This window comes from Opitutus terrae PB90-1, from assembly GCF_000019965.1.
In the GTDB taxonomy this organism is placed as follows: Bacteria; Verrucomicrobiota; Verrucomicrobiia; order Opitutales; family Opitutaceae; genus Opitutus; species Opitutus terrae.
In genome coordinates this window covers 1,636,197-1,649,875 of the sequence record NC_010571.1, presented here as the reverse complement: position 1 = coordinate 1,649,875, position 13,679 = coordinate 1,636,197, and the positions used below count along the sequence as shown (strand labels likewise).

Genomic DNA, 13,679 nt, shown 5'->3' with positions numbered 1-13,679 from the left:
GAGCTCGTCGCGGCGCGGGCCGCCCCACCACTCCTGCCGCTCCCGGCCCAGCTTTTGAGCATCGCCAGTTTGTCGTGTGGGCGTTCGACTGGCCGCACCTCCTATGCGAACGCCCGCTTGCCTGCGTCCCCTCGGTGTCGCGTTGCTGCTGATCACCAACGCCCCCGCCGCCATTCAACTCGCCAGTCCGTTCGGCGACCACATGGTCCTGCAGCAAAACGTGAAGCTGCCCGTGTGGGGCACCGCCGCGCCCGGCGAGAAGGTCACGGTGGAGTTCGCGGGGCAGCAACGCAGCACCACCGCCAACGCCGCCGGCGAATGGCGGATGGAATTCGCGCCGCTCCCAGCCAGTGCCGAGCCCCGCGAGTTCGTCGTCTCCTCCGGTGATCCAAAATCGAAACTCGAAACTCGAAAATTCCACGACGTTCTCGTCGGCGAGGTATGGCTCTGCGGCGGTCAATCCAACATGGAACGACAGCTCGGGCTGCGTCCGGGCCAGAAACCGATCGTCGGTTGGGAGCAGGAAGCTGCCGCCGCCAAGCATCCGCTGATCCGGCAGCTCTACGTCCGCCAACACCTCGCCCTCGAACCTCAGCGCACCGCGGACATGAGCTGGACGGTGTGCTCGCCGGACACGGTCGTCGATTTCACCGCGGTCGGCTACTTCTTCGCGCGCGATCTCCACGCCCGGCTCGGCGTGCCCATCGGGATCATCCACAGCTCGTGGGGCGGCACGCCCGCGGAGGCGTGGACCAGTCGCGAGGGTTTGGGCAAGCTGCCGGATTTCGCCGAGCTTCTCTCGCTGTTGCGCGTCGCCGGCCGTGATCCCGCCAAAGCACGCCGGCACTACGAGGAGCAACTCGACGCCTGGTATCGCGCCAACGATCCCGGCAGCGCCGGCGCGTCCTGGGCCGACCCGGCGCACGACACCACCGGTTGGGAAAATCTGCCATGTCCCGGCGCGTGGGAGCAGGCGGGACATGATGGGTTCGACGGACTCGTCTGGCTCCGCCGCAGCTTCGATCTGCCGGCGAACTGGAACGGCGGCGACGTCGAGCTACGGCTCAGCGCAATCGATGACGCCGACACCACCTGGGTGAACGGCCAGCTCGTCGGCCGCACCGGCCTCTACGATTTGCCCCGCGTCTATCGCGTCCCGGGCACGGCGCTGAAGCGCCTGGACAATGTCATCGCGATCCGCGTGCTCGATACAGGCGGGTTCGGCGGCATCTGGGATGCGAACCTGCCGCTCGAGGTGGCGCCGGTCGACGGCGCATTCACGCCGGTCTCGCTGCAGGGCCCGTGGCTCGCCCGTTTCGCCGCCACGCTCGATGATCGTCCGCGGCCGCCGCAGGATCCGACCGCGGGGCCGAACGCGCCGACCGTGTTGTTCAACGGCATGATCGCGCCGCTGATTCCCTACGCGATTCGCGGGGCCGTGTTCTATCAGGGCGAATCCAATGCCGACCGCGCGCGCCAGTATCGCACGTTGTTTCCGGCGATGATCGCCGATTGGCGCGACCAATGGCACCGGGGGCGGTTCCCCTTCCTCTTCGTTCAAATCGCGCCGTTCAAGGACCAGCCGCCGGAAATTCGCGAAGCCCAGTTGCTCGCCTGGCAAGCGACGAAAAACACGGCCATGGTCGTGACGATCGACGTCGGTGACCCCGACGACATTCATCCCGCGAACAAGGAACCGGTCGGCGCGCGGCTCGCCCTCGCGGCCCGCGCCCTGGCTTATCGCGAGAACCTCGAGTATTCGGGTCCGGTATTCAGCGCGTGTCGCATCGACGTCCCTCGGGCAGTGCTGAGTTTTTCGCACATCGGCGGCGGGCTCGTGGCGAAGGACGGGCCGCTGGTGGGATTCACGATCGCCGGAGCCGACGGCGTGTTCCGGCCGGCGACGGCGACCATCGTGGGCGAAACCGTCGTCGTCACTTCGCCCGAGGTGGCCAAGCCGACCGCCGTTCGCTACGGCTGGGCCAACGTCGCGCGCGGCAATTTGTTCAACCGGGCCGGCCTGCCCGCCTCGCCGTTCCGCACCGATGTCGAATAGGCGCGACTGTCCGCACGGCTTTGGACGTGCGCGACGGGGCCGGCGCGCAATCCTTTCGTCGCGACGCCCATGAAACCGTCCCTTTTCCCCTTCTGCGTCGCCGTCTGCGCGACGCTCGCGCTCAGCCCGGCGAGCCCAGCCGCTGATTCGCTTCGTCGGCAATTCGACCTGGCTCAGTTCACCGCGGCCGACGTCTTCACGCCCGAGCGCGGTTACGGTTTCGATCTCGGCACCGCCCCGGACCCGTCGGCCAACCCGCCGTTTTATTTCTCCGTCGCCGTCCCGGAGGGAAACTACCGCGTCACGGTGACGTTCGGCGATCCGCAGGCCCCGTCATCCAACACGCTGAAAGCCGAATCGCGCCAGCTGCTGCTCGAGCACCTGGCTACGCGGCCCGGCGAACTCGTCACGCGCAGCTTCATCGTCAACCTCCGCACGCCCCGGCTGCCGCCGCCGGAAAAAAACGCGCCAGGCGGCAGCGCCGTCCTCCTGAACGAGCGCGAGCGCGACCTGCTGCGCTGGGACGACAAGCTCACACTCGAGTGCAACGGCCCCGCGCCGCGCGTGCGCACGATCGTCATCGAGCCCGCCACCGTGCCGACGGTGTTCCTCGCCGGCGATTCGACCGTGACGGATCAGCCGCACGAACCGGCGGCAAGCTGGGGCCAGATGCTGCCCCGGTTTTTCAAACCTAGCGTCGCGGTCGCCAATCACGCCGAGTCCGGCGAGACGCTCAAATCGTTTTTGTCCGGCCTGCGGCTTGCGAAGATCCTCAGCCAGATCCAGCCCGGCGATTACCTCTTTCTTCAGTTCGGCCACAACGATCAGAAGCAGCAGTGGCCGCAGACCTATGTCGTGGCCGCGACCACCTATCGCGCCTACCTGCGCGCGTTCATCGCCGAGGCGCGGCTGCGCGGCGCCACACCCGTGCTCGTCACGTCCATGCAGCGCCGCAACTTCGACGCGGCCGGTCGAATTAAAAACACGCTGGGCGATTATCCCGCGGCCGTGCGCGCCGTCGCGCAGGAAGAAAATGTCGCGCTGGTCGATCTCGAGCGGATGAGCATCGCGTTCTACGAGGCGCTTGGGCCGACGCAGGCGCCGCTCGCGTTCAGCAACGGCGGCAAGGATCCCACGCACCACAACAATTACGGCGCCTACGAGCTGGCGAAATGCGTCGCGCAGGCGATCCGCGACGCCCACCTGCCGCTGGCCGAGCAACTCGCCGACGATTTCTCCGGTTTCGATCCGTCGCACCCCGACGCGCCGGAGTCCTTCGCGCTTCCCGCCAGCCCCGCCCGCAGCACCGCGCCGCTGCGGGGAAATTGATCCTCGGCGAAGCCGTCCACCAGATTGACATCGTAGGGCCGGCGTTCATCGCCGGCCGTAAGCCGATCCGCCATTTCGCTTTTGCCTTTCAGCCGCCGGCCAGCGACGGCCCTACCGCGCAGTCGCCTGATCCCACGCCAAGCGTTCAGCCTTCGCCGCCGCCTTCGATCGCGCGCAACAGTTCGTCTGCCGTGAACGGTTTCCGCAAATGCGGACGCAGCGTGCCGCCGCTCGCGTTCATCTCACCGGGATCATAGCCGCTCATCAGCACGATCCGGAGCGCCGGCGCCTCCAGCGCGAGCGCCGCCGCGAGTTCGTGCCCATCCGGGTGGCCCGGCATCACCACATCGGTCAACAGCACCTTGATCTCGCCCTGATGTTCCCGCCAGCACGCGAGCGCGTCAGCGCCGGAGGTCGCCTCGATCACGCGATAGCCGAGCCGCGTCAGAACGCGCTGCACCAGCGTGCGCACCGCCTCCTCGTCCTCGACCACGAGCACGGTGCCGGAACCGGTGGCGCACTTGCGCGCCTCGGGCTCCACGGCCGCGTCGGCCGCGTCGCCGCGGTGGCTCGGCAGGTAAACATGAAACGTCGTGCCCCGCTCGAGCGCGGTCTCCACGTCGATCCAGCCGTGATGCTGCAGCACGATGCCGAGCGAGATCGCCAGGCCCAGGCCCGTGCCCTTGCCCGCCGGTTTCGTGGTGAAGAATGGCTCGAACATCTGCGCGAGCACGGGCTCGGGAATTCCGCAGCCCGTGTCGCTCACGCTCACGCGCACATACTCGCCGGGCTTGGCGCGCGGCTGCTGCCGGCGGTGCTCGGCCCCCACGGTGACTCGCGCCGTGATGAGCGACAACCGCCCGCCGCGCGGCATCGCATCCCGCGCGTTCACCGCCAGGTTCAGCAACACTTGCTCAAGCATGCCGGGATCGGCCAGCGTCGCGAGCGGCCCCTCGCAAAGCGAGGATTCCAGCGCCACCCGCTCGCCGATCATGTGCCGCAGCAACTTGATCACGCCCGCAACGACTTCGTTCAGGTCCAGTGCGATCGGCGCCATGGCCTGGTGACGGCTGAACACCAGCAGCTGCCGCGTGAGGTTGCTCGCTCGCTGCGCGGCGGACTTGATGTCGCGCACGGCCGTGTCGCGTTCCGTGGCGGAAAGCTCCGGCTCCGTCAGCAATTCGCCCTGCCCCAGGATCACGGTGAGCAGATTATTGAAGTCATGCGCGATGCCGCCGGCGAGCTGGCCGATGGCCTCCATCTTCTGCGCCTGCCGCAGCTGGGCCTCGACATGCTGCCGTTCGGCGCTCTCCGCCTGCAGGTCCTGGTTGGCGCGTGCTAGTTCCGCCGTTCGCGCTTGCACCCGGTTTTCCAGCTCCGCGTAGGACTCGCGCAACGCCGCCTCCGCGCGTTCGCGCACGAACATCTCGCTCTGCAACTGCGCGGTGCGCAGCGACACCTGGCGTTCGAGTTCGACATTGTGCTGCCGGACGCGGCGCAGTCGCCACTGCAGCCCCGTCACCACCAGGCCCACGCCGCCGAGCGCCATCACGATGCGGAACCACAGCGTTTGCCAGAGCTTCGGTTCGACGATCACGCGCACGCTCGCGCCGGCGTTGTTCCAGGCCCCGTCGGCATTGCTGCCCTGCACTTGGAACACGTAGTTGCCCGGCGGCAGCGCCGTATAGGTCGCGCGTCGCTCGCGGGCCGTCGTCGGGTTCCAGTTTTCCTCCCAGCCCTGCAGCCGGTAACGAAACTGGTTCTTCTCCGGCGCGGCGAAATCGAGCGCGGAAAACCGCAGGCTGAAGCCGAGCTGGCCGGGCGGCACGCGAATGTCTTCGCCGATGTTCGAAACGCGCTCCGGTCGCTCGCCGCGGGCATCCAGCGGCGGCGGGCCGATCCAGCGCAGTTCCGTCAACACGACCGCCGGCGGCACCGGGTTGTCCCGCAACTCTTCGGGCGCGAATTCCACGATGCCGGCGCGCGTGCCCAGGAACACCCGGCCGTCCGGCCGCAGCACCCCGGCGCGCTGCGAAAACACATTCGTCGGCAGGCCGTCCGCCCGGTCATAGCTGCGGATGCGATCCGTCGCCGGATCCAGTTCCGCCAGCCCGTTCGCCGTCCCGAGCCACAAGTGGCCACGGCGATCGCGCACAATCGTCATCACCGATTCGTGCGGGAGTCCATGTTTGGTCGAGTATTGCCCCACGAACTCGCGGCGCTTCACGTCGAACTTGAGCAAGCCATCGGCCGCTCCCAGCCAGATGACGTCGTCGCCTCCGTCGGCGATGCAGTGCAGGCTGCGCGTGGCGCCGGGTTGTTCCACCGGCGGCAAATACGCGGTGAAATGCTGCGTCTGCGGTTCGAACCGCACCAGCCCGCTCACCTCCGTCGCATACCAAAGGCTGCCATCGGGCCGGATCAACCCGAACACGGCGTTCCGCGTCGGCTGCAGGGTCTGGCCCGGACCCGTTCGCTCCGGAGCGTAGTGCCGGAAGAGTCCGTCGCGATAGTAGTCCAAGCCGTAAGCCCGCGCGCCGATCCACACGCCGCCGTGATCGTCCGGCAGGATCGAATTCACCTGCAGCCCGGTGAAGGGATGCAACCCGCTCGGCGCGGGTGCGGTGACCGGCAGCGTCGGGTAGCGGCGAAAATGTCGCTGGTCGAAACGGATGACGCCGGCAAACGTCGAGCCGATCCAGAGATCGCCGTTCGGCGCCGCCGCCACGACCGCCAGATCGTTGTTTGGCAGCGAATCGGCACGGTCGGGATCGTTGAGGAACCGCGTCCAGCCGTCGGCATCGAGTCGGTTCAAGCCGTTCACCGTCGCCGCCCAGATCCGCCCCGCGCGATCCACCGCGAGGCCCGCGACCCGGTCCTCGGAAAGCGTCCGCGGATCGGCCGGATCGTTGCGGTGAATACGGAACGGTTTCGTCTCGCTCCGCAGCCGGTTCACGCCGCCCGCGTACGTGCCGACCCACACGGTCCCGGCGCGGTCTTCGAACACGGTATGCACCAGATCGTCGCTCAGGCTCGACGGATCACCGCGCTTGTGGCCGAACCGCGTGAACCGGCCCGACGCCCGATCGAGCAGGAGCACGCCGCCGCGCGTCGCGAGCCAGAAACGGCCTTGCTGGTCCACCAAACCGTCGCGCACGAATTGGGCGGCGCCGTCGCGGTCGCCCGGCGGGAAGTGGTGGCGGAAACTCAGCCGCGGTTGCTGCACCGAGGAATGCTCGATCCGCGTGAAACTCGGCCGGAAGGAGTTCATCCCGTGCTCGGTGAGCGCCCAGAGTGTGCCGGTCTCGTCGCGCAGGACCTTGTTCACCGGATTCGTCGTCAAACTTTCCGGATCCGTTTCGTCGTTGAGATAGGAGGCAAACGCTCCGGTGCGCGGATCAAACGCCGCGAGCCCGTCGCTGGTGCCCAGCCAGAGCAGCCCGGTCGTCGGATCCTCCACGATGGAACGAATCGTGTTCGTCGACGTGCTCCCCGCGAGCACCGGCGGGCGCAGGAAGGTGGTGAAACGGCCGGTCTTCGCGTCGTCCAGCCGACTCAAACCGCCGCGCGTGCCGACCCAGAGCTGTCCCTGCGCATCCTGAAAAATCGAGGTCACCACGTTGTGCGGCAGGCTGTCCGCCTGGCTGGGCACGTGCCGAAAATGCGTGAACGAATCCGACTCGCGTTCGAACCGATCGAGCCCGCCTTCCGTGCCGATCCAGAGCGTGCCGTCGCGATCGACCAACAGCGACCAGATGATGTGACTGCCCAGGGTCCGCGGATCGGCCGAATCGTGACCGTAGACTTTCAGCTCGTAGCCGTCGTAGCGCGTGAGTCCCCCCAGCCGCAGCCCGAACCACATGAACCCCACCCGATCCTGCGCAATCGCGCGCACGTCGGAATGGGCCAGGCCCTCATCTTCCGAAAGGCGGATGAATCCGCCCATCGGCACCGACGGTTCAGCGGCCGGCGCCGCGCTCATCCACAGCAAAGCCGCAGTCGTCGATGCGAGCAACCGCAGCCACCAACGCCGCCGGGGGTCGGCCGGATCAGATGCAAAAGAATACACAGGTCGGAAAAACCCCTCGATAGATCGGCCCTTCCGGCGGATGGATCAAGCCCGGCCTATCCAACCTCGACTCGTTTGCGCCCCGACTCGGCCAAACCGCTGCGTTTGACGAGTTCTTCACGGCGATCCGCCGGCGGGTAGATCGCTTCGCGGCGCGGCGCCGGCCGCGGGCGCCGGCGGGTTTTCCCTCGCCGTGGATGCCTGCATCGCCTTCAGCCGGGGCACGAGCCACTTTCGCGCCGCGAACCAGCCGGTCGCACGCACCGCCATGGCCCAGCCCACGATGATGGCGCCCACGAGCGTCACGGATTTTTCCTCGAGGAGCAGCAGCCCGGTGACCGGCAGTGCCAGCAGCACAACGCCGAAGCCGAGGGCGTTCCACAACCGCGTGCGCCGGCTGGTGTCGCTCGCGCTGAGTCGCGGCATGGTGCGTCGCCAGAACACCAGCGAAAGCACCAGTGTTCCGAACAACACCGCCGCGAGAACGATCCAGTCGTGCATCGCCGCAACGTGCCGCCCTCGCGCGCCCGGTGCGACCACGAAAACAGCCTTCCGTCAACGTAGGGCCGGCGCTCGCCGCCGGCCGCCAGCGACCGTCATCCCCGGTAGCCCAACAGCCGCGCCGGCAGGAACAACAGCGTCTTCACCAGCGCCAACACCGCTTCCATCAACGTGGCCACGATCCGGAACGGAATCGAAAGCAGCCAGAGAAACGGCCACGCCACCAGCACCAGCAGCGCCAGCGGCCAGCAGAGCACCAGCAACACAGCCCACAGCAACAGCGTCAGGAGAACTTTCATGATTGTACGTCGTTATCCCGAATACCCGGATTCTCGCACACAGTTACACGCTGCCGCGGTGGCATCTCGGCCGCAGCCTTCGGCGCCCCGGGATGATCAAACCGGCCGGTGTGCAGAAACCGGATCGTCTGCCGAATCGCCTCGGCATCGCGCATGAGGAAAGGATGCGTCGCCGGCACCACGAGGTGATCCGCCATCCCCGCGAGTTTGGTCCGCTCGATCGAGACCTTGCCATCATCCGGTCCGGGAATCAGCAGGCTGTTGATCCAGTTGATGGACCGGTTCCCCGCGACCACGCCGACACTGTAATTCACCGCGCCGAGCCGACACGGCACCGAGTCGGATTTCGTGCCCAGCTCGCGGCCAGCCGGTCCGTTCACAAATCCGAACAGCGCCCACCCGCCCAGCACATCGACCAGTTCGCTGCCTTGGTTCGGCGGCGCGAGCATCACGACGTGGCCGAGTTCCGGCACGCGGTGCCGCGCCAAATAACTGCGCACCAGGATCCCACCGAGCGAATGCGTCACGAAGTGCACCGTCGTCGCGCCTTCGCGCCGGCACTCCTCCAGCGCCGGCCCGATTGCTTGCTCGCTCAACTCCGCGATCCTCGCCGTGCGCGACGGATAAGCGACATTCGCGACCACAAAGCCGTCGCGTTCCAAAGCCGCTTTCAGCGGGGCCATCGATCGGTCGGTCCGCGCAAGCCCGTGCAGCAGGATGACGTGTTCGCCCGCCGCGCCGGCCGCGGGCGCAGATCCGCTCACCACCAGACCGAGCAGGGCGGGCAGCCACCAGCGGTAAAGGGGTCGAACCACCAGGTGCACGACACAGCCCAACGCGCCCGCCGCCCGCTGTCGATTCGCAAACCCACGCAACCCACGCGCTGGGGGCGCATCTCGTTTTTCTGACATGGGCGGGACGCCCATGCCACGTGGCACAGGCGTCTCGCCCGTGGGTTTGCAGGAAAATGAGATGCGCCCCGCGCCGCCCCGCCGCGAACGCGACGCGGCCCAACTGTCCGACAATCATCCGTGGTCGCCCGGTGCACCCATCCCGGGCTTGCTGCGTCTCACCACACCGGCCGCGGCTCGGCCGCGCGCTCTTCACCCCAACCTGACGCACTCTCCATGAGATTCCTCCGCCGTTTCCCCCTCATCGTCGCAGCGCTCGCCTTCACGCTCACCGCCACCGCCGCCGAGTCGTCCGGTGTCGGCCAGCGCTTCCCCTCCGAGAAACGCATGATGACCGACAAGGTCACCGGCCTGCCGATCACCGTGCTCACGACCGATCCGGCCAACGACGCCAAGCCTTACCAGACGCACACCACGTGGACGGCCGATGGCCAGTGGATCATTTTCCGCTCCGATCGCGGCGGCAGCGGTTCGCAGGCGTTCATCGTCAACGAAAAATCCGGCGACATCCTCCAACTCACCGCCGGACCGCGCACGGGCACGGGCAGCCTCAACCTCGGCCACAAATCGATGCGGCTTTTCTATATGCGCGGCGGTCCCGCTTTCGGCCCGCGCGCCGCGGAGGAACCCGCGCTCCCGCGCGAGCTCGTCGAACTCGATCTCGCGAAACTCATTCCCGACGCGATGGCCGGCACGGTCAAAGAAGCCTCCGCCTACGAGCGGGTCGTGTGCGTGCTGCCCGCAGAGCTGCGCGACTCCGGCGGTTTCGCCCTCGATGCGGATGAGTCCTGCGCCTACTGGGGCGTGACGTGGGGCCCGCCGCCCGCGCGACCGGCGCCGACGCACGCGAACCGCACGAGCGACGGTCGCTCGCAGGTCGATTCGAAGAACACCGATCCGAAAGAGGAACGCGCCGCCGCCCGCGAACGTTTCGCCAACGCCGGCAAAGGCCCCGGTGGCATCCGGCGCATCGATCTGAAAACCGGCGAGATCACCAAGGTCATCGACCTCGATATCCGCATGGGCCACGTGCAGACCAACCTCTGGGTGCCCGGCGAAATCATCTACTGCCACGAAACCACGGGCGACGCCCCGCAGCGCATGTGGACCGTGCGCGGCGACGGCACCGGCAACCGGCCACTGTATGTCGAGACGCCCGACGAGTGGGTCACGCATGAAACCGTGGCCGGACCCGACGAGGTCATGTTCAACATCATGGGTCACCTGCCCTACCTGCGCGAACATCCCACCGGCGTCGCCGTGATCAACCTCCGCACGAATGCCATGAAGCTCCTTGGCCAGGTGGAGGAGAACATGGGCCAGGGCCGGCTCGGCGGATTCTGGCACTGCAACGGATCGCCCGATGGTCGCTGGGCCGTCGCGGACAATTTTTCCGGCAACGTCACCCTGATCGATCGGCGCAACGGCCAGCAACGGCTGCTCACCACCGATCACAAGATGAGACCCGACCACACGCATCCGATCTTCAGCCCCGACAGCAAGCGCGTCGCGATCCAATCCGGTCAGCTCACCGACGGGAAGAGCCTCGACCTGATGGTCATCGACATTCCCGCCGGCTGGTGAGTTCTCCGTAGCGGAACGCACCCGCGTTTCGCACTCACGAGGTGGAGCGCGTTTTCCGCAACGCGCTCCTTTTTTTGCGCGTGATCTCCACCGCGCGCCCTCCGCGTGCATGGGAGGGCGCATCCTAAAGCCCATTGGCGTGCGCGCATTCCCCGGCGGGCGACATCGCGTGCGTGGAAGCGCAGCCGTCCCGGCCGCTGTTCGTCCCCGTTCGCAACGCGGGCTATTTCCCGCCCTTGTCCATCCGCTTCGTCGCCGCTTTGAATTCCTTGTCCGACAGGATTCCCGCGGTGTGCAGTTCGTCCAGCATCCGCTGATACCGCGCCGCCTGTTCGCCGGGCGTCTCGTTCGCCGCGGCCTCGCCGCGATAAGGCTCGTTCGCCAGCTCCGGATCGCCCGGCGACAAGGCTTTGAACACGAGCGTCACGCGGGAAAATCCGCCGCGCACCAGTGAGCCCTTCTCTTCGTCAATGGAAAGGACCTTGAGCCGCTTGCCTTGGTCCGCGCAGAATTTTGCCGCGTCGCCTTCGGCCTCATACCGCAGCGGCGTCGTCGATCGCGCAAACACGGTGTCCGCCTCGCGCGTGATCCGGTAAGTGTCATCGCCCGCGGGCACCGGAGCGGACTTGGCCGAAGCCGCGTGCGCCATCGTCGCGCCGCCCAACCACCAGAGACCAAGCACCAGGACGAGTCTGCGCACCGCGGTTGTGTTCACGCTCCCCACAGCATCGTCCTCGCCCCGCGCGTCAAGCTCGCCGCCCACGGTCCCGCCGCCGCGCCGCTCTCACCGCCCCTCAAAAGTGTCACGCAATGCGTCGCCCTTTCGGGAGACGGGGGAGGCCGGCCGCGCGTGTCATCCGTTCGCCCTGCTCGGCGAAGCGGTTTAGTTCACGAGTCCTGCATGAACGCCGCCGTTTCCGAAATCGGCCAGATCGCGCTCACCGTCCGCGATGTCGCGCAAGCCACCCGATTCTATCGCGACGTGCTGGGATTGCCGTTCCTGTTCGAGGCCGGTCCGCAGCTTGCCTTCCTCGCCGCCGGCAGCGTGCGGCTCATGCTCACCACACCGCAGGGCCACGGCGAGCCGGGCCACAATTCGATCCTCTACTTCAAAGTCGCCGATCTCCCCGCAGTGCACGCGGCCGTCGTTGCGCGCGGCGCGCGTAGCGAGCGCGAGCCGCAGCTCACCGCGCGCATGCCCGATCACGAACTCTGGATTTCTTTCGTGCGCGATCCCGACGACAACCTGATTGGGCTGATGAGCGAGGTGCGCCGCTAGCCCGCTTCACCCCAGCTGCACAGATTGCGGTCGCCGCATGCCCTCTCTCACTCGCCGGCAGTTTGTGACTCGCGTGGCCCGCTTCGGCGGCGCCGCGGCCTTTGCCGCCATGTTCGGGCTCGAGTTGCTGGCGCGCGATCGCGGCGGCTTCAAACTCGAAGGCCGGGCGCCGCGCGGCCGAGGCCGCCGCGTGCTCGTGCTCGGCGGCGGTCCCGCGGGTCTCGCCACGGCCTACCAACTGCGGAAACTCGGCTACGATTGCTCGCTCCTCGAAGCGCGGCAGCGGCCTGGCGGCCGCAACTGGACCGTCCGCGGCGGCACGGCGGAAACCGAGCTGGGACTGCCCGCGCAGCGCTGCGGCTTCGATGCCGGGCAGTTCTTCAACGCCGGCGCGATGCGGTTTTCGCACCACCACCGCACCGCACTCGACTATTGTCGCGAATTCGGTCTCGAGCTCGTGCCGTTCCCCCAGTTCAACGAGGCCGCGTTCGTTCATGTCGACGGGCAGCCGCCGCGGCGCATTCGGGAATTCTCCGCCGACTGGCGCGGACACGTCGGCGAATTGCTCGCCAAGGTCATCCGGCGCGACGCGCTCGACGTGCCGCTCACGGCGGAGGACGGCGAAAAACTGATCGCCTACCTGCGCGCCGAAGGACGGCTGGACGCGTCGCTCACTTATCCGCGCAATGGCGACACCTCCCTCGATCCCACTTATCTCGACCACCCCCGCGGCTACACCGTCGGGCCGGGCAACGACGACGGACCCGGCACGCCCACGGCGCCGGAGTCGCTGGAAAAACTTCTCCGTGCCGGCTACGGCACCCTGCATCCCTACGACCACGAGCTCAACGAGCAGAGCACGATGCTCACGCCGTCCGGCGGCATGGATCGGCTCGCGCATGCGTTCGCCGAACGGCTCGGTCCGGCCCTCCTCTATGGCCGCGAGGTACGCGAGATCCGGCGGACTGCCGACGGCGGCGTGCGCGTGGTGCATACCGATGCTGCGGCCGGTGGCGACGCGCAGACGGCTTTCGCCGATTTCTGCGTCGTCACGCTTCCGCCGCATCTGACGGCGCGACTGCAGACCGATTTCGCCGCGCCCACGCTCGCCGCGTTGCGCAAGGGTCGCGGCGAACACGCGGGCAAGATCGCGCTGCAGTTCAAGCGCCGGTTCTGGGAGGAGGACGACGACATCTACGGCGGCCGCTCGCTCACGACGCAGCCGATTTCGCAGATCTACTATCCGTTCGACGGTTTCGGCGCGCGCGGCAAGGCCGTGGTGATCGGCGCCTATCACATGTCGGATCCGCAGGGTATTTTTTCCGAGCTCACGTTGCCGGAACGCGAACGTCTCGCGCTCGAGCAGGGCGCAAAGCTCCATCCGCAATATCCCGCCGAATTCGACAACGCCTTCTCGGTCGAATGGCACCGCGTTCGGTATAGCGAGGGCGCCTGGATCGCGTGGGACAACCCCGCCGACTACGACGTGATGCAACGAACGCTTTCGGAGCCCGACGGGCCGTGTTATTTCGCGGGCGACTGGCTTTCACCGATCACCGGCTGGCAGGCGGGCGCGTTCGTTTCGGCGCACCGCACCTGCGCGCGCCTTCACGCGCGGGCGACCGCGCTGTAGCAGGAAGCCACCCCCGCG

Annotated in this window: 10 protein-coding genes; 5 read left to right on the top strand and 5 right to left on the bottom strand. The window is 67.5% G+C overall.

Annotated elements, in window-relative coordinates; genetic code table 11:
- Positions 1–103: 103 nt before the first annotated feature.
- Complete coding sequence (locus OTER_RS06770) at positions 104–2,056, top strand: sialate O-acetylesterase (RefSeq protein ID WP_012374160.1); 1,953 nt, start codon at positions 104–106, stop codon at positions 2,054–2,056.
- Positions 2,057–2,125: 69 nt separating this feature from the next.
- Complete coding sequence (locus OTER_RS06765; protein WP_012374159.1) at positions 2,126–3,385, top strand: rhamnogalacturonan acetylesterase; 1,260 nt, start codon at positions 2,126–2,128, stop codon at positions 3,383–3,385.
- Positions 3,386–3,530: 145 nt separating this feature from the next.
- Here OTER_RS06765 and OTER_RS06760 read toward each other — a convergent pair whose 3' ends face one another.
- The 4 genes from OTER_RS06760 to OTER_RS06745 form a co-directional block, all read right to left on the bottom strand.
- Positions 3,531–7,367, bottom strand: a complete 3,837-nt coding sequence (locus tag OTER_RS06760; protein ID WP_012374158.1) for a two-component regulator propeller domain-containing protein — start codon at positions 7,365–7,367, stop codon at positions 3,531–3,533.
- Positions 7,368–7,571: 204 nt separating this feature from the next.
- Entirely contained in the window at positions 7,572–7,955 is a 384-nt protein-coding gene (locus OTER_RS06755; protein WP_012374157.1) for a hypothetical protein, read from the bottom strand.
- Positions 7,956–8,050: 95 nt separating this feature from the next.
- Complete coding sequence (locus OTER_RS06750; protein ID WP_012374156.1) at positions 8,051–8,254, bottom strand: hypothetical protein; 204 nt, start codon at positions 8,252–8,254, stop codon at positions 8,051–8,053.
- Positions 8,251–9,069: an esterase/lipase family protein gene (locus tag OTER_RS06745; protein ID WP_237702457.1), complete on the bottom strand. Its 819-nt coding sequence runs from the start codon at positions 9,067–9,069 to the stop codon at positions 8,251–8,253. The genes OTER_RS06750 and OTER_RS06745 overlap by 4 nt, the downstream gene beginning before the upstream one ends.
- Before the next feature lie 312 nt (positions 9,070–9,381).
- Between OTER_RS06745 and OTER_RS06740 the strand changes: the two genes are divergently transcribed.
- Positions 9,382–10,749, top strand: coding sequence for a TolB family protein (locus tag OTER_RS06740; protein ID WP_012374154.1), 1,368 nt, complete (start codon positions 9,382–9,384; stop codon positions 10,747–10,749).
- A 223-nt stretch (positions 10,750–10,972) separates the two neighbouring features.
- Here the strand turns inward: OTER_RS06740 and OTER_RS06735 are convergent, their stop codons facing one another.
- Positions 10,973–11,464 (bottom strand): hypothetical protein, encoded by a 492-nt coding sequence (locus tag OTER_RS06735; protein ID WP_012374153.1) that lies wholly within the window; start codon positions 11,462–11,464, stop codon positions 10,973–10,975.
- A 186-nt stretch (positions 11,465–11,650) separates the two neighbouring features.
- Between OTER_RS06735 and OTER_RS06730 the strand changes: the two genes are divergently transcribed.
- Positions 11,651–12,028 (top strand): VOC family protein, encoded by a 378-nt coding sequence (locus OTER_RS06730; protein WP_012374152.1) that lies wholly within the window; start codon positions 11,651–11,653, stop codon positions 12,026–12,028.
- A gap of 37 nt (positions 12,029–12,065) precedes the next feature.
- On the top strand, positions 12,066–13,661 hold the full coding sequence (locus OTER_RS06725) for a flavin monoamine oxidase family protein (protein WP_012374151.1): 1,596 nt from the start codon (positions 12,066–12,068) through the stop codon (positions 13,659–13,661).
- The last annotated feature ends 18 nt before the right edge of the window (positions 13,662–13,679 follow it).